Annotated in this window: 18 protein-coding genes; 10 read left to right on the forward strand and 8 right to left on the reverse strand. The window is 72.9% G+C overall.

From position 1 onward, the window contains the following. Positions 1-18: 18 nt before the first annotated feature. From ACFWJB_RS01490 to ACFWJB_RS01500, 3 genes are all read right to left on the reverse strand, one after another. Positions 19-381 carry a hypothetical protein gene (locus tag ACFWJB_RS01490; protein ID WP_385470746.1) on the reverse strand — a complete coding sequence of 121 codons (363 nt, stop codon included), beginning with the start codon at positions 379-381 and terminating at the stop codon, positions 19-21. A gap of 103 nt (positions 382-484) precedes the next feature. Next, on the reverse strand, positions 485-1,552 hold the full coding sequence (locus tag ACFWJB_RS01495; RefSeq protein ID WP_385470748.1) for a hypothetical protein: 1,068 nt from the start codon (positions 1,550-1,552) through the stop codon (positions 485-487). 64 nt (positions 1,553-1,616) lie between these two features. Further along, on the reverse strand, positions 1,617-2,723 hold the full coding sequence (locus ACFWJB_RS01500) for a PP2C family protein-serine/threonine phosphatase (RefSeq protein WP_386919563.1): 1,107 nt from the start codon (positions 2,721-2,723) through the stop codon (positions 1,617-1,619). A gap of 196 nt (positions 2,724-2,919) precedes the next feature. Between ACFWJB_RS01500 and ACFWJB_RS01505 the strand changes: the two genes are divergently transcribed. From ACFWJB_RS01505 to ACFWJB_RS01520, 4 genes are all read left to right on the forward strand, one after another. Beyond that, complete coding sequence (locus ACFWJB_RS01505) at positions 2,920-3,369, forward strand: hypothetical protein (RefSeq protein WP_385470752.1); 450 nt, start codon at positions 2,920-2,922, stop codon at positions 3,367-3,369. 171 nt (positions 3,370-3,540) lie between these two features. Continuing rightward, entirely contained in the window at positions 3,541-4,452 is a 912-nt protein-coding gene (locus tag ACFWJB_RS01510) for a hypothetical protein (RefSeq protein ID WP_386919565.1), read from the forward strand. Between the two features lie 57 nt (positions 4,453-4,509). After that, positions 4,510-4,863 carry an ADP-ribosylation/crystallin J1 gene (locus ACFWJB_RS01515; protein WP_386919567.1) on the forward strand — a complete coding sequence of 118 codons (354 nt, stop codon included), beginning with the start codon at positions 4,510-4,512 and terminating at the stop codon, positions 4,861-4,863. A gap of 86 nt (positions 4,864-4,949) precedes the next feature. Continuing rightward, on the forward strand, positions 4,950-5,951 hold the full coding sequence (locus ACFWJB_RS01520; RefSeq protein ID WP_385470770.1) for an endonuclease/exonuclease/phosphatase family protein: 1,002 nt from the start codon (positions 4,950-4,952) through the stop codon (positions 5,949-5,951). Between the two features lie 19 nt (positions 5,952-5,970). Here ACFWJB_RS01520 and ACFWJB_RS01525 read toward each other — a convergent pair whose 3' ends face one another. Further along, the gene (locus ACFWJB_RS01525) at positions 5,971-8,055 is read right to left on the reverse strand and encodes a PhoX family protein (RefSeq protein WP_386919569.1); all 2,085 of its coding nucleotides are present in this window, start codon (positions 8,053-8,055) and stop codon (positions 5,971-5,973) included. 253 nt (positions 8,056-8,308) lie between these two features. Between ACFWJB_RS01525 and ACFWJB_RS01530 the strand changes: the two genes are divergently transcribed. The 3 genes from ACFWJB_RS01530 to ACFWJB_RS01540 all read left to right on the forward strand — a co-directional run bounded on the left by ACFWJB_RS01530 (position 8,309) and on the right by ACFWJB_RS01540 (position 12,317). After that, the gene (locus ACFWJB_RS01530) at positions 8,309-10,093 is read left to right on the forward strand and encodes a VWA domain-containing protein (protein WP_386919571.1); all 1,785 of its coding nucleotides are present in this window, start codon (positions 8,309-8,311) and stop codon (positions 10,091-10,093) included. A 124-nt stretch (positions 10,094-10,217) separates the two neighbouring features. Then, on the forward strand, positions 10,218-11,834 hold the full coding sequence (metG, locus tag ACFWJB_RS01535) for a methionine--tRNA ligase (RefSeq protein ID WP_386919573.1): 1,617 nt from the start codon (positions 10,218-10,220) through the stop codon (positions 11,832-11,834). A 117-nt stretch (positions 11,835-11,951) separates the two neighbouring features. Then, positions 11,952-12,317, forward strand: coding sequence for a PH domain-containing protein (locus tag ACFWJB_RS01540; protein ID WP_381843608.1), 366 nt, complete (start codon positions 11,952-11,954; stop codon positions 12,315-12,317). A gap of 75 nt (positions 12,318-12,392) precedes the next feature. Here ACFWJB_RS01540 and ACFWJB_RS01545 read toward each other — a convergent pair whose 3' ends face one another. Together ACFWJB_RS01545 and ACFWJB_RS01550 are read right to left on the reverse strand one after the other, a co-directional pair. Further along, positions 12,393-12,605, reverse strand: a complete 213-nt coding sequence (locus ACFWJB_RS01545; protein WP_381843606.1) for a DUF397 domain-containing protein — start codon at positions 12,603-12,605, stop codon at positions 12,393-12,395. Beyond that, entirely contained in the window at positions 12,602-13,477 is an 876-nt protein-coding gene (locus tag ACFWJB_RS01550) for a helix-turn-helix domain-containing protein (RefSeq protein ID WP_385470764.1), read from the reverse strand. Before ACFWJB_RS01550 ends, ACFWJB_RS01545 begins: the two co-directional genes overlap by 4 nt. A gap of 454 nt (positions 13,478-13,931) precedes the next feature. On the opposite strand from ACFWJB_RS01550, the gene ACFWJB_RS01555 reads away from it, so the two are divergent. Together ACFWJB_RS01555 and ACFWJB_RS01560 are read left to right on the forward strand one after the other, a co-directional pair. Then, complete coding sequence (locus tag ACFWJB_RS01555; protein WP_386919576.1) at positions 13,932-14,801, forward strand: helix-turn-helix domain-containing protein; 870 nt, start codon at positions 13,932-13,934, stop codon at positions 14,799-14,801. Positions 14,802-14,853: 52 nt separating this feature from the next. After that, positions 14,854-15,459, forward strand: coding sequence for a Uma2 family endonuclease (locus ACFWJB_RS01560; RefSeq protein ID WP_385470768.1), 606 nt, complete (start codon positions 14,854-14,856; stop codon positions 15,457-15,459). Between the two features lie 109 nt (positions 15,460-15,568). Here the strand turns inward: ACFWJB_RS01560 and aspS are convergent, their stop codons facing one another. Further along, positions 15,569-17,332, reverse strand: coding sequence for an aspartate--tRNA ligase (aspS, locus tag ACFWJB_RS01565; RefSeq protein ID WP_385468836.1), 1,764 nt, complete (start codon positions 17,330-17,332; stop codon positions 15,569-15,571). Between the two features lie 194 nt (positions 17,333-17,526). Between aspS and ACFWJB_RS01570 the strand changes: the two genes are divergently transcribed. Beyond that, positions 17,527-19,704 (forward strand): SpoIIE family protein phosphatase, encoded by a 2,178-nt coding sequence (locus tag ACFWJB_RS01570; RefSeq protein ID WP_386919579.1) that lies wholly within the window; start codon positions 17,527-17,529, stop codon positions 19,702-19,704. On the opposite strand, the gene ACFWJB_RS01575 is transcribed toward ACFWJB_RS01570, so the two are convergent. Next, positions 19,623-20,720 (reverse strand): AI-2E family transporter, encoded by a 1,098-nt coding sequence (locus ACFWJB_RS01575; RefSeq protein ID WP_385468830.1) that lies wholly within the window; start codon positions 20,718-20,720, stop codon positions 19,623-19,625. The two genes, ACFWJB_RS01570 and ACFWJB_RS01575, sit on opposite strands and share 82 nt — an antisense overlap. Positions 20,721-20,737 lie beyond the last annotated feature (17 nt).

Raw genomic sequence — 20,737 nt, forward strand, 5'->3', positions numbered from 1 at the left:
TAACCGGTCACCGCCCGCCTACCTGCCGTCGAGGTTCACCGGCTCGACGTGCTCCTCGGGCGGCTCGCCGTCCTCCACCTCGCTGCGGTTGGCCTTCCAGGCCCGCACGGCCCCCTTGACCTGGTCCAGCACCTCCTGGACCACCACGGCCGCGCCGCCCCCGACGAACGCCACGACGATCTCCATGCCGATGCCCATCGGGGCGCCGGTCTCGTCGGCCCGGCGCCGCTGGTCGATGCGCAGTTCGCCGGCCCGGACCAGCTCGTCGAGCGGCTTCTCCCGTTCCAGCCACTTGAGCAGCGCCCCGATGTCGCTCTCGCTCGCGGTGCCGTCCAGCCGGACGCGGATACCGCGCGTCACCACTCCGTCCCCCTCAGCCATGACTCACCATCATGGCACCGCTGTCGCGCACAGGGGAGGGTTCGTACGCCACCGTCGCGATGCGCACGCGGGCGCACGCGCCGGCCGTGGGCCCGGGCGGGCGTCAGCCCTGGGTCCCCAACCGGCTCAGCTCCCGCTGCACATGGTCCAGCGCTCCCTCGCGCCGCCCCGGGACCCGGCCGCGCAACGCGGCGAGCGCGGCGCCCAGTTCGCGCGCCCGTCCGGCGTCCCGGATCCGGCCCCACTGGTGGTGGGCCCGGTCCACGGCCGCCTCCACGGCGGGCGTCCCCGGTTCCTGCCCGGCTCCCAGCCGCGCCTCGGCCACCGCCAGCCAGGCCCGGCAGCTGCGCGCCGGGTCCCCGGCGAACATCGCCAGGTCGGCCCGGACCTCCGCCCAGTGCAGCGCGTCCTCGGAGGCGGGCCCCAGCGCCAGGGCCGCGGCCCGTTCGTGACGCGCGGCGAGCGCGTCGGCGTCCCCGTGCCGCCCGGTCCGCACAGCGGCGGCGATCACCGCGTGCGGGTCCCCCGCCACCGGCCCCGGCGCCGCCAGCACCAGGTCCGCGCCGCTCACGCCGCCGTCGGCCGCGCCGCGGGCCAGGGCCTGCTGGTGCAGCTGGTCCGGCGGCGGCCGGTGCCCGCTGCGCAGGATCGTCGCGACGCCGCGCATGTACGCGGGGGCGGCCACGGTCCGCCGCGAGGGCGGCGGCGCGATGCGCCCGTAGACGGCGTTGTTGCGCCCCGAGTCCAGCGGGTGGGTCCGCAGCCACTCCCAGGTCTCCTGGTCGGCGTGCAGGTCCAGCAGCAGCGTCGTCGCACCGCTCGGCCGCAGCCGGAGCTCCTCGCGGAGCCAGTGCCAGGGCAGGGCGGTGTAGCGGACCGTGGAGGGCGTCGTACGGGCCAGCGCCAGATGGGGCAGGCGCTCGCGCCGGTCCAGTTGGAGCTGACCGGTGACGTACACCGTCAGCGGGCCGGGGGCGGCGGCGGCCGCGCGGAGCCGGGTGAGCACGGCCTGCGGCTCGAGCGGGTCGGCGAGTTCGACGACGTTCGCGGTGTCCGTCCCGGCCAGCACGGCGGGCGGCACGGCGGCGAGCACGGGGAGCACCGACGCGGCGTCCACCAGGCACCCCCGGCCCACGGGCGACGCCGCGAGCAGCAGCACGGTTCCGGGCATGTCCCCTCCCCCTGTCGATCACGTACGGCAGCACGTTAACGGTTGCGACCGCACAGCGGGGCACTCAGCCGCTCACCCGCCGCACCGCGAACACGGTGGTGTCGTCGACCAGCCGCGCCCTGCTGTGCCGCAGCGTGCCGTCCCTGACGAGGGCGACCAGCCGCCGCGGCGCCGCGACGCGCGGATCGGCGGCGACGGCGCGGGCCACGTCGTCCGCGGGCCGGTAGAAGCGTCCCGCGGAGTCACGGGCCTCGGTCACCCCGTCGGTGACGAGCAGCAGCGTCTCGTCCCGGGCGAGGGCCAGCCGGTGCACCGACACCGACGGCCCGGGCACGAGGTCGCCCATGCCCAGCGGCAGCCCGCCGACGGCCGGCAGGCGCCGTACGCCGTCCGGTCCGACCGCCAGCGGGGGCTCGTGGCCGAAGACGACGGCGTCCACGGTGTCGGGCAGGTCGTCGGTGAACTCGATCAGCACGGCGGTGGCGAAGCGGTCGCCGCCGGGCTGGCCGGCGGCCGTGCTGTGTCTGCGGTGGCGCAGGATGCGGGTCTCCAGGCGTTCGGCGACCGTCGCGAGCTCCGCCTCGTGGTAGCCGGCCTCGCGGAACGTGCTGAGCAGCGCGGCCGCCGTCTCCACCGCGCCCAGCCCCTTGCCCTGCACGTCGCCGACGAGGACCCGGGTGCCGTGCGGGCCGGGCTGGACGTCGTAGAAGTCGCCGCCGACGCGGGCCTCGGTGTCCGCGGAGAGGTAGACGGCGGCGATCTCCAGGCCGCCGAACACCTCCGGGAGCGGGCGGAGCACGGTGCGGCGGGTGGTGTCGGCGATGTCGCGCATGTGCAGCATGCGCCGCTCGCCGCCCACCCGGACGGCGGCGGCGGCCACCGCGATGAGGCCGCCGAGGACGACGAGGACCAGGCCCGACAGCCCGGTGCGCTCGTGGTGCTGCCATACGGTGTCGGCGAGGACGTAGACGACGGCCGCGAGCACCGCGAGGGCCGCCGTGCCCGGCACCCCGCAGATCGCGGCCGCGACGCCGGGCACGAGCACGGTCCAGGAGATGATCTGGAAGGCGCTGGTGGTGACGTCGGCCACGGCGATGCCGGCGAGCAGCGCCAGCGGGAAGATCCAGGCGACGCTCCGGCCGCGCACGCTCAGCAGTTCGTGCCGGGACACGACGTCCCCCCGGCCGGCGGCCCGGACGAGTCCCTCGAGGAGCCGCCACCGGCCGCGTACCGGCCCTCCGGAACGACCTCCCGCACGACCCCTCACAGGCCTCAGCGAAGCACGGGCCCCCACGGCCCGCATCCTGACTTGCCGCCCGCCCCCGCCCGGTGTGCCCTGGTAGGGGGCGAGGAGAGAGGAGTGCTCCATGGCTCACGCGGTAGACACGCCCAGGAAGTCCATCGACCGGGCCGGCCGCGACACGACGACCGACGTCTTCGGCCCGCGGACGCACCTGGTGGCGAAGTGGGCGGTGCCCGTCGCGGCCGGGCTGGTCTACGGCTTCTGGGCCGCGGCCAACCGCCGCTACGGCGGCCCCATCACCGGCTGGAACCTGCTGTTCGGCTTCCTGACCGCGCTCGCGTTCGTCGTGCTGTACGCCGTGGTCCGGGCGGTCGCGGAGCGGTTGCCCCGCGAGGGACACGCGGTGCTGTGGGGCGCGTTCGCGGGCAGCGCGCTGGGGTTCCTGTACGCGCAGAGCGGCGTGGCCATGTTCACGTGCATCCTCGCGTCCCTGCTCCTGGCGGCCGCCGTGACGGCCTCGTTGTTCTACGTCTACTACTCGCGCGAGGACGCGACGGGCCACCGCACGCCCTGACCCGCGCCGCCCGTCATCCCGGGCGGCGGTGAAACGGGCCCCGGCCACCCGGCCGGGGCCCGCCCGTGCGCGCCGGCGGCGCCGGGCCGGTTTCGGCCGTTCGGAGCGTCCGGCGGGCCCGTACGGGTCACCCCGGTCGCCCGGCGTGTCCGGCGGGCCTTGCCTGGAAGGGTGCACCCCCGTCTTCGGAGCGCCCTGTCGGCCGGCCTGATCGCCCTCGCCTGCCTGCTCACGCCGTGCGGCACGCTGGCGGCCTGGGGTGCGTACGGGCTCACCGACACCGGCCGGTACGCCGCCGCCATGGCGCCGCTCGCCGCCGACCCGGACGTGCGGGACGCGGTCGCGGACACGGTGGGCGACGGGGTCATGAACGAGGTGGGTGCCGGCCCCCTGCGCTCGACCGTGCGCCTCTACGTGGAGGACGCGGCCCGCTCCTTCACCCGCACCGAGGCCTTCCGCGCGGGCTGGGACGCGGCCAACCGGGCCGTCCACGCCGCCGTGCTGCGCGCCCTGCGCGACGAGGGGGCCGCCGGGCGCCCCGTCACCGTCGACCTGGCCCCCGTCACCGCCCGGGTCCGCGGCCGGCTCCTCCAGGACAACGTGCCGATCGCGCGGCGGATCCCGGTCCGCCACACCGAGGTCACCGTGCTCCCGGCCCGCGAGGTGGACCGGCTCAGGAAGGGCTACCAGGTGCTCGACGTCGCCGCCTTCTGGCTGCCGCTCGCGGCCGTCGCCTTCGCCGTCGCTGGGATCGCCCTGGCCGCCTGCCGCCGGCGCGCGCTCACGGCCACCGGCGTCGGCACGGCCGTCGGCGGGGTGCTGCTCGCCCTCGCCGTCCTCCTCGGCCGCCGGCTCACCCTGGCGGAGCTGCCCGGCGCGGTGGACGGCCCGGCCGCCGGCGCCGTCTACGACGCCCTCACCGCGACCCTGCGCACGGCGTCCTGGCTGCTGGTCGGCCTCGGCCTGACGGTCGCCGCGGCCTCCTGGCTCACCGGCCGGTACGGACACCTGCTGCGCCGCCGCCGGCCCACCGCGGGCGCCGCCGCCGAGGCACCACCGTCCTCGACACGGGCCCGGCTCTGACACCCGCCACGGAAACCCCTGGTCCCATGGACACCCGCCCGGCTACCGTCCCCACCCATGCGCGAGACGACGACCCTGTGGCGCCCCACGGGCCCCGAGGAGCTGGCCCTCGTCGAGGCGTCCGGCTGGACGGCCTGGCCGCCCCGGCTGCCCGATCAGCCGATCTTCTATCCGGTCCTCAACGAGGACTACGCCGTCCGCATCGCCCGCGACTGGAACGTCCCCGCGTCCGGCTCCGGGTACGTCACGCGGTTCGAGGCGGACACGGAGTTCCTCGCGCGCTACCCGGTACGGCAGGCGGGCGGCGAGACGATCCTGGAACTGTGGGTCCCGGCGGAGGAGCTGGAGGAGTTCAACCGGCACATCGTGGGCCGCATCGAGGTCGTGCGGGAGTTCCACGCGGACGCGTAGCCGGTGGGCAACTTCACGCCCTCGTCCGCCGTCCTTGAGGGAGGATCCGGACGACGCACCCGCGAGCGGAGGGCCGGCACGTGGACATCGGCACGGCGAGGGGCGCGCGGGCGGACGCGCACGGCGGCCCGGCGGCCCGCGGGGCCGGACGACGGTTCGGCGCGTGGTGCGCCGGGCTGCTGTTCGCCGGGGTCTCCGCGGTCGCCGGCTGCCGGACTGCCGACACCGACGGCATCACGCCCGTTCCGCAGCTGCTCGCCTTCCTGCCCTGGCTGCTGGTGCCGACCGGGGCCGGGCTGCTGCTGACACTGCTCGCCCGCTGGTGGACGGGTGCGGTGTGGGGCGTGGCGCTGCTCGGGCTGCTGGCGTGGTTCATCGAGCCGTACGGCAGGGCCGGTGAGCCGGCCGGGCCGCCGGTCGCCGTACTGCGGGTGCTGACGTCGAACGTCGAGTTCGGACAGGGCACCGAGGCGCTGATCGGCGCGGTGCGGCGGGAGAAGCCCGACCTCCTGTTCGTACAGGAGTGCGAATACACGTGCGACGCGGCCCTGCGGCGGGAACTGGGGGCCGGCTACCCGCACCGGCGGGCCGTCGAGGGCGGCGGCTCCGAGGGGTCGGTCATCCTGAGCCGCTTCCCGCTCGCCCCCGCCCCCGGCGTCCCCGGCACCATGGGCATGCCCGGCGCCGTCGCCGACGTGCGCGGCCACGCCGTACGCCTCCAGCTCGCCCACCCCATGCCGCCGCTGCCGGAGCAGCTCGGCCTGTGGCGCACGGAGCTGGGCCGGCTGCGCGACGCCGCCGCCGAGGCCGGCGGGACCCCCACCGTCCTCGCCGGCGACTTCAACGCCTCCCAGGACCACGCCGCCTTCCGGCGCGTCCTCGACACCGGACTGCACGACGCGGCCCGCCTGGCCGGCCAGGACCGCACGCCCACCTGGCCGGCCCGGACGATGCCGGTGTTCGGCGCGCAGATCGACCACGTGCTGGTGACACCGGACTTCGCCGCGCGCCGCGCCCGCTTCCTGGACCTGGCCGGCACCGACCACCGCGCACTGGTCGTCGACCTCACCCTGCACGCGGGCCGCTGACCTCCGGGAGCGGGTGCGCTCAGACGCCGATGTCGCGGCCGTCCGCGCGCCACACCGCCACGACCGCCGGGCGGACGATCTTCCCGGGCCCGTCGGGCCAGGTGCTGGCGGGCTGCTCCACCGAGGCGCCGTCGACCTCGCCCGGGTGCTGCACCGCTACCAGCACGCGCCGGTCCTGGACGAGCGGGCCGCAGGTCTCGGCGCCGGTCGGCACGGTCAGGAACTGCTTCAGCTCACCGCGCCGGTCGCCCTTCGTCGCGACGCCGAAGAGGCCGTCGTGGGTGCCGAGCGCGTTGCCGTCGGTGGAGATCCACAGGTTGCCGTGGCCGTCGAAGGCCACGTTGTCCGGGCAGGAGATCGGGCTGACGGCGTCCTTGGGGAAGCCCGCGAAGTACGTCGCCGGGTCCTCCGGGTCGCCGGCCACCAGGAAGAGCGACCAGGCGAAGCTCGTCGCGTCGGCCCGGTTCCGGCGCTCGGTGAGCTCCAGGACGTGGCCGTGCTTGTTGGCGACGCGCGGGTTGGCCTCGTCGGGGCCCGCGGAGCCGGCCTTGCCGCGGTTGGAGTTGTTGGTGAGGGCGACGTACACCTTGCCGGTCCGCGGGGACGGCTCGATGTCCTCGGGCCGGTCCATCTTCGTCGCGCCGACCTTGTCGCCCGCGAGCCGGGTGAAGACGCAGACCTCCTCCGCCGTCATGCCCTCGACGTGCGAGACGGCGCCGTGGGCGGTGGCGGTGACCAGGGGGATCCAGCGGCCGCTGCCGTCGAACTCGCCGTCGCGCGGCAGCTTCCCGGTGCCGTCGATGTCCTCGGCCGGGGAGTCGCCGGTGAGCTTGGCGACGTACAGGGTGCCCTCGTCGAGCAGCGTCAGGTTGTGCTCGCGCGCGTCGCGGCCGGTGCCGTGCCGCATCCGCTTGCTGCCGACGAACTTGTAGAAGTAGTCGAACCGCTCGTCGTCGCCGGTGTAGACGACCGGGCGCCCGTCGGAGGTCAGCCGCACGGTCGCCGCCTCGTGCTTGAAGCGGCCGAGCGCGGTGTGCTTGCGGGGCGTGGAGTCCGGGTCGTAGGGGTCGAGTTCGACGACGTACCCGAAGCGGTGCACCTCGTTGGGCTCCTGGGCGACGTCGAAGCGCTTGTCGAACCGCTCCCACTTGCGCTCGGTGGCGCCGGTGCCGATCCCGTAGCGCTTGTCGGTGGCCCGGCCGCCGTTGGCGAAGTACTGGTTGAAGTTCTCCTCGCCGTGCAGCGTCGTGCCCCACGGGGTGGTGCCGCCGGAGCAGTTGTTGAGGGTGCCGAGCACCTTGCGGCCGGTCCGGTCGGCGGAGGTCCGCACCAGGTCGGACCCGGCGGCGGGGCCGGTGAGCCGGAACTCGGTGGTGGCGGTGACGCGCCGGTTGAGGTGATGCCGGGGCACCGGCGTCAGCCGGCCGCTCCCGCGGTCCTCCTCGACGACGACGGCGGACAGCCCGTGCGCGGCCCAGGCGATCTCGACCTGCTCGCGGGTCGGGTTCTCGGGGTCGTAGCCCCGGAACATCAGCACCTCGTCGGTGTACTCGTGGTTGGCGACGAGGAGCTGCCGGCCGCGCTCGCCCTTCAGCGGCAGCAGCGCGAGGAAGTCGTTGTTGTACCCGAACTGCCCGGCCTGGGCCTTCGCCGTCTGCTTCTCGGGGTCGAAGGCGGGCGCACCGCGCAGGATGGGCTCGCCCCACCGGATGACGACGCCCTGCCGGTAGCCCTCCGGTACGACCACGGCGTCCTCGGTGTTGGGGGCCACCGGGGTGAACCGCAGTCCGCGGGCACCCTGCGGCTTCGGCCGGTTCCCGTGCCCCGCTCCCTTCCCGGCGGCCGGCGCGGCCTGTGCGGAGGGTGCCCCCGCGACGCCCACGGCACCGGCGCCCGCCGCGGCGACGGTGACGACGGCCGCGGCGCGCATCATGGAACGGCGGCTGAGCGCACCCGCGATGACGTCGCCGACGTACTCGTTGGAGCTGGTGTTGGGCACCTCGTGGAAGCAGGCGTCACCACACCGGAAACGGCAGGTCATGGCGGACCGGCCGCCGGGATGCGAACCGGACGGCGTTCCGATCAACGGCAGCAGCTTGCGCACTTCGTTCTCCCTGGGATGCCTTGGTGTCAGCGCGACCGTAGGTGCACATACGTGCGGGAGACGGGCGCCGCGATGAACGCCGGGTGAACCCGTGGCAGCCGGAAGGGAATTGCCCCGCGGCCGGATCCGGCCCTTGACGCGCCGGTGGCCGCGTGCCAAACCCTGCGCAAGATCACAAGACGGGGCCGCTAACCTTACGTGTCCGTCCTGGCCAGGGATTGACGGGCATCAACTCACGCGAAGGGTTGCGCACATGGGCATTCTCACTCTCCTGCGGAACGCGTTCGGCCGGTCACGCAAAGCACGGGCCGCCCAGGTGGAGGGTGCGACGCAGGAGGCGACGGCACCGGCCGCCGCCCCGGAGCCGAAGCTCCCGTCCCAGCCCACCGCACCCGAGAAGCAGGCCGAGGAGACCGCCCAGGTCCCCGAGCCCCGCACCGGGACCGACGAGCACGAACTCGTCAGGGCCGCGTTCACCAACATCACGGTCCCCAAACCGACCGACTCCCCGGAAGACGACCTCCCCCCTTCCCAGAAGGCGGAGCCGGAGCCCGATCCTGTGCCCGAGGCCAAGACCGAGGCCGCGGCGGAGCCCGAGGCCAAGGCGGAGGCCGCTGCGGAGCCCGAGGCCGAGGTCGCCGCGGAGCCGGAGCCGGAGACTGAGGCCAAGGCGGAGCCCGAGCCTGTGACCGAGACGGAGGCTGAGACCCAGCCCGAGCCCGAGTCCGAGGCCAAGGCGGAGCCCGAGGCCAAGGCGGAGCCCGAGACCGAGACGGAGGCTGAGACCCAGCCCGAGCCCGAGTCCGAGGCCAAGGCGGAGCCCGAGGCCAAGGCCGAGCCCGAGCCTGTGACCGAGACGGAAGCTGAGACCCAGCCCGAGTCCGAGGCCGAGGCGGAGCCTGTGACCGAGGCCGAGGCCGAACCTGAGGCCAAGCCCGCGCCCGAGGCTGGCGCCACGGCCGAGCCTGAGCCCGAGGCCGAGCCTGAGCCCGAGCCCGAGGCTAAGACCGAGTCCGAGGCAAAGACCGAGGCTGAGCCCGAGACCAGAGCCGACGTCCAGCCTGAACCCGAGGCCCCGGCCAAGGCCGACACCGAGCCCGAGGTCGTCCCCGCACCGGCATCCGAGGCCGAGGCCGCCCCGGAAGCGGACGCCCGCCCGGAACCGACTCCGGAGGACGAGGCCGAGCCCACCCCGAAGGCCGACGCCGAGCCGGAGGCCGCCGCCCCCGAGCCCGCGGCCGCCGACGGCGAGGAAGCCCCACAGGGGCCACCCGCACCCGACAACGAAACTGTCACGGGTGGTGCGGGTGGGAACCCCGAGGCCGACGGCGAAGCCGAGGCCTCCGAACCCCCGACCGGCGACACCGGCACCGACGAGGCCCCGCAGGCCCCTCAGGACCCGCAGGACCCCGCCCCCGGCCTCTCCACCGCCTACAAGGCCGCCGGCACCGCCCTGAAGCGGCACGACCTCACCGGCACCCGCGCCAAGGTCTACCTCGTCCTCGACCGCTCCGCCTCCATGCGCCCGTACTACAAGGACGGCTCCGCCCAGGCCCTCGCCGAGCAGACCCTCGCCCTCGCCGCGCACCTCGACCCCGAGCCCACCCTCCACGTCACGTTCTTCTCCACGGAGGTGGACGGCACCGGCGAGCTGACCCTCGCCGACCACGAGAACAAGATCGACGAGCTGCACGGCGCCCTCGGCCGCATGGGCCGCACCAGCTATCACGCCGCCGTGGAGGCCGTCCTGGCCCGGCACGACAAGGAGACCGCCGGCACCCCCGCCCTGGTGGTCTTCCAGACCGACGGCGCCCCGGACGCCAAGACCCCAGCCACCCGTGCCCTCACGGACGCCGCGGCGAGCCACCCGCACGTCCACTTCTCCTTCGTCGCCTTCGGTGACCCGGAGAACAAGGCGTTCGACTACCTCCGCAAGCTCAAGACGGGCAACGCGTCCCACTTCCTGGCCGGCGAGACCCCCCTTGAGCTGACGGACAAGGAGCTCTACGAGGGCGTACTGGCCGACTGGCGCCCGTAGGTCACCGGGCGCACCGGGAGCGTCACTCCGGGGGGCGGACCGGGGGCGGGCAGCCTGGCCCGCCCCTGTCCGCCCCCCGGAACGCGTGTGAGCCGATCTCCGTCGGGCCAGTAGGATTTCGACCATGGCGGCCACTGGAACCGAGAAGCAGGGTGGCAAGGCGTTCTACGTCAGCACCCCCATCTACTACGTCAACGACGCTCCTCACCTGGGCCACGCCTATACGACCGTCGCAGGCGACGTGCTCACCCGCTGGCACCGCCAGCGCGGCGAGAAGGTGTGGTACCTCACCGGCACGGACGAGCACGGTCAGAAGATCATGCGCACCGCGGAGGCGAACGGCGTCAGCCCGCAGCAGTGGGCCGACAAGCTCGTCACCGAGGCGTGGAAGCCTCTCTGGGAGCACCTGGAGATCGCGAACGACGACTTCATCCGCACCACGCAGAAGCGGCACACCGACCGCGTCCAGGAGTTCGTGCAGGACCTGTACGACCGGGGCGAGATCTACAAGGGCGGCTACGAGGGCCCGTACTGCGTGGGCTGCGAGGAGTACAAGCTCCCCGGCGAGCTGCTCGACGGCGAGGGCGAGTACGCGGGCCAGAAGCTGTGCCCGATCCACAAGAAGCCGGTGGAGATCCTCAGCGAGGAGAACTACTTCTTCAAGCTCAGCGAGTACAGCGAGAAGCTGCTCGCCCACTACGAGGCCAACCCGGGCTTCATCCAGCCCGAGTCCGCGCGCAACGAGGTCGTGAACTTCGTCCGCCAGGGGCTCCAGGACCTCTCCATCTCCCGTTCGACGTTCGACTGGGGCGTGCCGGTCCCCTGGGACGACAAGCACGTCATCTACGTGTGGGTCGACGCCCTGCTGAACTACGCCACCGCGGTCGGGTACAACGAGAACCCGGAGAAGTTCGAGTCGACCTTCCCGGCCGACGTGCACCTGGTCGGCAAGGACATCCTCCGCTTCCACGCGATCATCTGGCCGGCGATGCTGATGGCGCAGGGCCTGCCCCTGCCGGGGAAGATCGCCGCGAACGGCTGGCTGATGGTCGGCGGCGAGAAGATGAGCAAGTCCAACCTGACCGGCATCAAGCCGCAGGACCTGACCTCGCACTTCGGCGTGGACGCGTACCGCTGGTACTTCCTGCGCGCGATCGCGTTCGGCCAGGACGGCTCGTTCTCCTGGGAGGACTTCTCCGCCCGCTACACCAGCGAGCTGGCCAACGACTACGGCAACCTCGCGTCCCGTGTCGCGGCCATGGTCGGCAAGTACTTCGGCGGCGCGCTGCCGGAGGCCACAGCCGACGGGGAGGCCGAGAAGGCGGTCCAGGACGGTCTGGCCAAGGCCGTGGCGCTCGCCGACCGGAAGATCGGCGAGGAGCTGGACTTCCAGGGCGGCATCCTGGCCGTCTTCGACTTCGTCAAGCAGGTCAACGGCTACATCACCGAGCAGGAGCCCTGGAAGGTCGCGAAGGACGACTCGCCGGAGGGCAAGGCCCGCCTGGCGACGATCCTCTACACGGCCGCGGAGTCCCTGCGCGCGGTGGCGGTCCTGCTCAACCCGGTCATGCCGGAGACGTCCCAGAAGCTCTGGGACTCCCTCGGCGCGGAGGCCGGCCTCGGCGCGCTCGCCGACCAGAAGGTCCAGGAGGCCGGCACCTGGGGCGTCCTGCCCGCCGGCTCGACGGTCACCAAGGGCGCGGTCCTCTTCCCGCGTCTCGAGGAGAAGCCGACCGCGTAACGCGTCTGCCACAAGCGGGGGCCGTGGAGAACAAGATCTTCTCCCCGGCCCCCCGCTCTGCGAGGATCCCGTAAGACGGCCGGGCGGCCGTCACCACTCACGTGGGGGGACTGTTCCATGGCACTGTTCGGCAACGCGCACAGCATCGACCCGGCCCAGGCGCAGCAGGAGTACGCGCGCCTGCTCGGTCAGGGGGAGCAGGTGCATGCCGCCTACCTGCTGATCCGCGACACCATCCTGTTCACCGACCGGCGCCTGCTGCTGGTCGACAAGCAGGGCATCACCGGCAAGAAGACCGAGTACCACTCCATCCCGTACCGCAGCATCACGCACTTCGCGGTGGAGACGGCCGGCCACTTCGACCTCGACGCCGAGCTGAAGATCTGGCTCTCGGGCAGCGCGGCCCCGATCCAGAAGACCTTCACCAAGGGCGTCGACATCTACGAGGTCCAGGCGATCCTGACCCAGTTCGTGGCCCGCTAGACGTCACGCGGAAGAGCCGTACGGCACGTGCCCTCACCCGGCGGGGACCGGGTGGGGGCACGTGCCGTCGAGGGGTCAGCTTCCGGACGCGTACGTCACGAAGTCCGCCCACGCCTCCCGGCCGAGGGCGAGACGAGGGCTCGCGTCCCGGTACTTGGAGTCGCGGACGTGGATGGTGCCGGGAGCTGTCGCGACCTCGACGCAGGAGTCACCTTCGTTGCCGTCGCTGTAGCTGCTCTTGAACCACGCCAGTTCGAGTGCGTCCCCGGCTGAGGCCTTGCGGATCATGTCTCTCCCAGCAGTTGCTCGATGAAGGCCAGCGACTCCCCCGGCGGGAGGGCTTGCGCCCGGATGGTGCCATACCGCAGTTCGAGAATGCGGAGCTGCCTCGGGTCGGAGATCGGACGCCCGCTGAACGCACCATCGGAGCGTCCCACGGCCGTTCCGTCCTCGAACTTCAGCAACTCGATCCTGCCGTCCAGGCCTGGGTGGGTCTCGCGGTGCGTCGGCATCACCTGGAGGGTGACGTTGCGCAACCGCCCCACCTCCAACAGACGTTCGAGCTGCTGCCGCCACACCATTGTGCCCCCGAGCGGCCGTCGGATCGGCGCCTCTTCCAGGACGAAGCCGAGTACCGGGGCAGGGTCCTGACCGAAGATCGCCTGCCGGGCCATGCGTGCGGCGAGCATCCGCTCGATCTCCTCCTGCGAGTAAGGAGGCTGCCGTGACTCGAAAGCCGCCCTGGCATGCCCGGGCGTCTGCAACAGCCCGCTGATGCTGTGGCACACGTACACCCCGATCTCGACCGCACGCGCCTCCATCTGGGCCAGATCCCGCACCTTCTTCGGGTACCGGACCCTCGCCACGTCCTCCTTCATCGCGGCGAGCAACCCGCCCGCCCCCAGCACCTCGTCCGCCCGCTCCAGGTACTCCGGCCGAGGAATCCGCTTCCCGCCCTCGATCTTGTAGACGAGATCCTCGCCGTATCCCACGGCCTTGCCGAAGTCGCCGGCCCGGATCCCCACCGCCTCGCGCCGCAGCTTCAACTGCCGTCCCACGGTGGCGATCACCGCCACGCCCCACTCGTCGTCCGGGTCCACCTCCCACCCCGGCTCGTCGGCCTCGGTCCTGAGCTGCCGAACCTCGTCGTCCACCGACATGCGCGCCCCTCCGTCGTACCGCCTCGTACCAGCCACGCCCTACCCGCGGGCGCCACCCCGGCAGGCCCGGACACCACCGGACAAGGACCGGACAGTCACCACGTGCGACCAGAGCGTCACCATCACGGTAGGCACATCGAGCCCCGCCGAGTGCGCCGATCCGCCCTCTCCACCCCGCAACCACCGGCACTCGACGCCCCACGCTCCGGTCCGACCTGCGCTCCCCATGCACTACTCACCAGGGAGAAAGGACCCCGCCAAGCCCCACCCCTCCCTCCCGCCGGGCAGGCTCACTCCCGCGAGTGAATATGCCAAGTGGGCTGGTTTAGTGACCGGTTGCCTGCTTTACGCTCATCGCGAGCAGTGCACGACGACCCCCAGACATGCGACGGCCCTCGCCGGGACTGGCATCCCAGTGCGAGGGCCTGACCACCGAGGAAGCAGGACCTTCCCGATGGATACCGAAAACCCTAGCGCGCCCTCACGCGCCCGGTCCCGTATCGCGCGTAAGAACCACCCCGACGGGAAACCGTTCGCCGGCGTCACCCACGACCACGTCCGCCACACCGAGAACTTCACGGTGATCGGCAACGACCTGATTCAGCACCGGGAGCTGTCCGGGCTCGCCATCGGGCTCGCGTGCTACATCCAGTCCGTGCGCCCGGGCACCGCCGTCGACATCAAGACGCTCGCCGCCCGCTTCCCGGAGGGCCCCACCCGCATCGCCGCCGCCCTGAACGAACTCGAGGCACACGGCTACCTGGTCCGCAGCCGCGAGCGCACCGCCACCGGCCGGATCGTCACGCGCACGGTCTCCCGCAACAGGCCCGGCCACCGCGCCGCCCGGGAGACGGCCCCCCGCAGGACCGCCCGGCGCACGACCCCCGACGAGTCCGCGCCACGCAAGCGCCTCCCGGCCGTTCCCCAGCCGTCGCGCCCCTGGCCCGCGCCCCTCCAGACAGCCCTCGAGGTCCTCACCGGCCTGCGCCGACACGACCCCCGCCTGCTCCTGTCCGCCACCGACGCCGAACACCTCGCCCCTGGCGTCGCCGCCTGGCTGGAACGCGAGGTCACCCCCACCGCCGTACGCCACGCCCTGACCGCGAACCTGCCGGACGAGCCTCTGACCCGGCCGGCCGCCCTCCTCGCCCACCGCCTGGCCGCCCAGCTGCCGCCTCCACCGCCGTTCCGGCCCGCGGCCTCACCGGCGGCTGAGCGCCGCCACCCCCTCCAGACCTGCGAGGGCTGCGACCGCGCCTTCCGGGCTCCTCAACCGGGCCGATGCCGCGACTGCCGCCCCGGCCCGTCCACGGATGCCGCCTAGCATGAGAGCGACGATCCTTCCCCCTGGGCACAGACGACGAGGAGCGAGCGCCATGACCATCGCCCCGGACGACGCGCGGCAGGGCGCCTCCCACCTGTACCGGGCCATGCGCGACTTCGTGGAGTCCACGGACGGCACCCTCCCCGGCAAGTTCGAGATCACCAAAGAAGGAATCGTCCTCGACATGATGTCGCCCGTGCGACCGCACGAACTCACCGCGCTCCGGCTCCGGAAACGCCTGGAGAAGGTCATGCCCGAGGAGATCGTGGCCCACACGGGCGAGCCCGACGTCGAGATGGAGCCGGAGGGCATCATGCGCCGCCCCGACGTCATGGTGATCGCCGAGGCGGACATGGAAGGAGAGGGCGCCTTCGATCCCCGTACGGTCATCGCCGCCGTCGAGATCGTCTCCCGCTCCAACCCGGACAACGACTGGGTCGCCAAACTGCGCGACTACCCTCTTCTCGGCATCCCGGTCTACGCGATCTTCGACCCTCGCACCGGAAGCGGCGCCGTCCTCACCGACATCCACGCCACCCCCGACGGCCCCCGCTACGCCACCCGCAAGGACTTCGTCTACGGCGAGGACGTCACCATCGGTGACTGGACCATCTCCACCGACGGCCTGCCCCGCTACGAAGAGGGAGCCGACGCCTGACGGCACCGCCAGGCGGCGTGCGTGACGGGCACCGGCGGCACCGGGGTGTCGTGACGACGAAGGGCCCGCCGGCGGAGTCGCTCCGCCGGCGGGCCCTTCGGCCGTCCGCCTACTTCGGCTGCGGCTTGCGCACCGTCAGGTGCAGCTCCTTCAGCCGGGCCTCCTCCAGCTCCGTCGGCGCGCCCATCATCAGGTCCTGGGCGTTGCCGTTGAGCGGGAAGGCGATGGTCTCGCGGATGTTGGGCTCGTCGGCGAGGAGCATGACGATGCGGTCGACGCCGGGCGCGATGCCGCCGTGCGGCGGGGCGCCGAAGCGGAACGCGCGGAGCATGCCGGCGAATTTCTCCTCGACCGTCTCACGGTCGTAACCCGCGATCTCGAACGCCTTGAGCATGATCTCCGGCTCGTGGTTCCGGATCGCGCCCGAGGACAGCTCGACGCCGTTGCAGACGATGTCGTACTGCCAGCCCAGGATGTCCAGCGGGTCCTGGGTCTCCAGGGCCTCCAGGCCGCCCTGCGGCATCGAGAAGGGGTTGTGCGAGAAGTCGATCGCGCCGGTCTCCTCGTCCTTCTCGTACATCGGGAAGTCGACGATCCAGCAGAAGCGGAAGACGTCCTCCTCGAAGTGGCCGGCGCGCTTGGCGGCCTCGACCCGCACCGCGCCCATGATCTTCGAGACCTCGTCGAACTCGCCCGCGCCGAAGAACACCGCGTGCCCGGCGGCCAGCGACAGGCGCTTGGTCAGCTCGGCGACGTTCTCCTCGGTCAGGAACTTCGCGATCGGGCCGGACAGCGAGCCGTCCTCGCCGACGCGGACCCAGGCCAGGCCCTTGGCTCCCTGCGAGACGGCGTAGTCACCCAGCTGGTCGAAGAACTTCCGCGGCTGGCCGGAGACGTCCGGCACCGCCAGAGCCCGCACGTGCTTGCCGGCGAAGGCCTTGAACTCCGAGCCCTCGAAGACGTCGGTGATGTCGACGAGCTCCAGCTTGGCCCGCAGGTCCGGCTTGTCGGAGCCGTACTTCAGCATCGCCTCGCGGAACGGGATCCGCGGGAACGGCGACGTCACGTGACGGCCGTTGCCGAACTCCTCGAACAGCTCGGTCATGAGCTTCTCGATCGGCTGGAAGACGTCCTCCTGCTCGACGAAGCTCATCTCCACGTCGAGCTGGTAGAACTCGCCCGGCGAGCGGTCCGCGCGGGCGTCCTCGTCGCGGAAGCAGGGCGCGATCTGGAAGTAGCGGTCGAAGCCGGAGATCATCAGCAGCTGCTTGAACTGCTGCGGGGCCTGCGGCAGCGCGTAGAACTTGCCGGGGTTCAGACGGGACGGGACCACGAAGTCACGGGCGCCCTCCGGGGAGGTGGCGCTCAGGATCGGCGTCGCCATCTCGTTGAAGCCCAGCGCCGTCATCTTGTGGCGGATCGCCGAGATGACCGACGTGCGCAGCATGATGTTGCGGTGCATGCGCTCGCGGCGCAGGTCCAGGAAGCGGTACTCCAGGCGCCGCTCCTCGTTGACCCCGTCCTCGGCGTTGATGGTGAACGGCAGCGGCTGGGCCGCGCCGAGCAGCTCGACCTCGCCCACCTCGACCTCGACCTCACCGGTGGGCAGGTCGGGGTTGACGTTCTCGGCACCGCGGGAGACGACCTTGCCGTCGACCCGAACGGTCGATTCCTTGGTCAGCTTGTCCAGCGCCTCGTACGCCTCGGTACCGGGCCGGGCGACGAGCTGCGTGATGCCGTAGTGATCGCGCAGATCGATGAAGAGGATGCCGCCCAGGTCGCGCCGATTGTGCAGCCAGCCACTCAGTCGGACGTCGGTGCCGACGTCAGAGGAGCGGAGCTCGCCGCAGGTGTGGGACCTGTACCGATGCATCGTCGTTCATCCAGTCTTCGCGGATCGGGGGGCCGTGTCCCACGGATCTCACGGGGCTCACCTGGCGTGGTCTCGCGGTCCGTGTTTCACGTGAAACAACCCCCAGCGTACCGGGGACCCACGGCTCGATTCCTCACCAATACCGCCGGGGCGCGCGGTGGCAGCCTTCGATCACCTCTTCTTACAGTGGGGCAATGCGCACTGGCGAGTCCCTGCCCGAGGTGGGGGAGGTCCTCACCGCCCTCGCGACCGGCCTCTGGCACTGGGACACCGCCGCCGGAGAGGTCACGGTCGACGCGGAGGCCGCCCGGCTGCTCGGGCTGCCCGCCCGGGCGGGCAGGCTTCCCGAGGCCCGGGTGCGGGCGCGGATGCACCCGGTGGACTGGAACGAGGTCACCGAGGTGGTCCAGCGGGCCGTCGTCGACAACACGCTCGCCGAGGTGCGTATCCGGATCATGGACGAGCGCGGCCGCCACGTCCGGGTGGTGCGCAGCCGTTCCAAACCGTCCTACGACCGCGCGCGCAAGGCCTACGAGCTGATCGGCACGCTCCAGGAGGTCGCCGAGCCGACCCCCGGCACGCCCGCCGGACGCAGCGCGGTGATCGGCGACTGGCGCCGCTCGCGGGAGGCGTTCCTGCTGGACGCGGGCCGGGCGCTGGCCGAGGCACGTTCCACCGAAGAGGTGCTGCGGGTGGCCGCGGGCCTGGCGATGCCCGGGTTCTCGCCGGACGGCCTCGCGGTGTTCGGGGTGTCGGGCGACCGCCTGACGGTCATCGGCCACCACGGCCAGCCGCAGAACGACATGGACCCGTTCGTGGCCATGCCGCTGGACACCGACTACCCGGCCGCCGAGGTGGTCCGCACCGGCCGTGCCGTCTACCTCTCCTCCCCCGAGCAGTACCGCTCCCGCTACCCGATCACCTGGCCGCTCGCCGAGCGCTTCGGCCGCAGCTCCTGGGCCTTCCTGCCGCTGGTCGCCGGGGGGAGGACCATGGGCGCCTGGATGGCCGCGTTCACCTACCCCGTCGCCTTCACCCCGGACGAGCGGTCGGTGCTGACCACCGTGGCCCGGATGCTGGCCCAGGCGCTGTCCCGGGCCGGCGCCGCCGACACCCAGCGGGAGCTGACCGACGGACTGCAGCGCACCATGCTGCCCGCGCTGGGACCGCAGATCCCCGGCGTGAACCTCGCCGCCCGCTACGTCCCCACCGGGGGCGGGCTCCAGGTCGGCGGCGACTGGTACGACATGATCCCGCTGCCCCGGGGGCGCTTCGCCCTGGTCATCGGCGACGTCCAGGGGCACGACGTGCGGGCCGCCGGGCTGATGGGCCAGCTCCGCATCGCCCTGCGCGCCTACGCGTCGGAGGGCCACCGCCCCGACGCGGTGCTCTCCCGGGCCTCCCACTTCTTCCACAGCCTGGTCGACTCCGCCGAGGACTCCGACGACCCCCGCTTCGCGACCTGCTTCTACGCGGAGGTGGACCCGGCCACCGGCGTCGTGGAGAGCGCCCGCGCGGGCCACCTGGAGCCCGTGGTGCGGATGACCGACGGCACGGCGCTGATCCTCGCCACCGAGGGCGGGCTGCCGCTCGGTGTCGACCCGGACTCCGACTACCCGACCTCCCGGCTCGCCCTGGAACCGGGCGACACCCTGATGCTGTGCACGGACGGACTGGTCGAGACGGGCGGCCACGACCTCCAGACGGGCTGGCACCGCCTGCGGGTCGTCCTGGAGGAGCACGAGGGCGACCTGGAGGAGATGGCCGACGCACTCGTCCAGGCGGTGCACGGGCCGTCGTCGCACCACACCACCGGTCCCCTGATCGACCGGCGGGAGGACGACATCGCCCTGGTGCTGCTGTGCTGGCAGGACGAGAGCTGCGGGCCCGGCGTCAGCACGGTCGCCCGGCCTCCCGTGCGGCGCACGATGCTGACGGTCGAGCAGGCCGAGCCCGAGCGGATCGCCGTCGCCCGGCAGCATCTGCGGGACCTGCTCCACGACTGGCCCGACGAGGAGCAGCGGGACGCGGCCGTCCTGCTGCTGTCCGAGGTGCTGACGAACGTCCTCGTCCACACCGACGCCGACGCGCTGCTGGTCGCCGAGGTCGGCGGGAGGCCGGGCGAGCGGTACATCCGGGTGGAGGTCACCGACAGCGGCGACGACCTGCCGCACAAGCGCCGGCCGGGGGAGATGGCGTCCTCGGGACGCGGCCTGATGCTGATCGAGCTGCTCTCGGGCGCGTGGGGCGTCGCCCCCCGCGGCGAGGGGAAGAGCATCTGGTTCGAGTTCTACGAGTCCCCGGACGGCGGCGGATCCGGGGAGGAGCCGGGCCCCGCCTTCGGGTTCATGGAGGCCTCGGAGGCCGGGTAGCGGCTCTGGAGCTCGTGGACGACCCCGACCGCCGCGGCGGTGAGCGGGACGGCCAGCAGCATGCCGAGGATGCCCGCCACCGACGCCCCCGCGGTCAGGGCCAGCAGCACGACCGCCGGGTGCATCTGCACGGTCCGGCTCTGGATCATCGGCTGGAGCACGTGCCCCTCCAGCACCTGCACGGCCAGCACCACCCCGAGGGCCCACAGCGCGATGACGAACCCGCGGTCGGCGAGCGCGACCAGCACGGCGACCGTGCCGGAGATGAAGGCGCCGAGGTAGGGGATGTAGGCGCCGACGAAGACCAGCGCGCCGAGCCCGATCGCGCCGGGCACGCGGAGCACCAGCAGCCCCACGGTGATGCAGACGGCGTCGATGAGGGCGATGAGGGTGGTGCCCCGCATGAAACCCTCGACGGCCCCGAAGGCCCGCCGGGCCATCGCCTCGACCGTGTCGGCGCTCCGCCGGGGGACGACGGAGCGCAGCGTGCCGACGGCGCGGTCGGAGTCGCGCAGGAAGAAGAAGACGAGCAGCAGCGCCAGGACCGCCATGGCCAGCATCTCGCCGGCCACGCTCACCCCGGTGATCACCCCGGATGCGGCCGTGCCGCCGAACTTGCCCAGCAGCTCGCGCGAGTTCGACGCGAGGTCGTCCAGTGAGGTCCCGGCCGCCCCGAAGTGGTCGGCGACGCCCCGTGCCGCATCCTTCAGCGAGGCGACGATCTGGTCGCCGGTGTCGACCAGCGCGGCGACCACGATGTACACGGCCCCGCCGACCACGGCCACGACGGCGACGCAGGTCAGCCCCGCGGCCAGGGACCGCTGGACGTGCGCCTTCACCAGCCGCCGGTGCAGCGGCCTGAGCAGGGCGGTGCCGAGCAGCGCGAGCAGGGCCGGCGTCACCGCGGTGCGGAGCTCGACGCACAGCCGGACCGCGACGAGGACGACACCGGAGGCGAGCAGGACGACGGCGCACCACGCGGCGAAACGGCGGACCGGACCGGGAAGCAGGTGCACCGCTCCAGCCGATCACG

It is taken from the genome of Streptomyces sp. NPDC127100 (assembly GCF_042724095.1).
Lineage (GTDB): Bacteria > Actinomycetota > Actinomycetes > Streptomycetales > Streptomycetaceae > Streptomyces.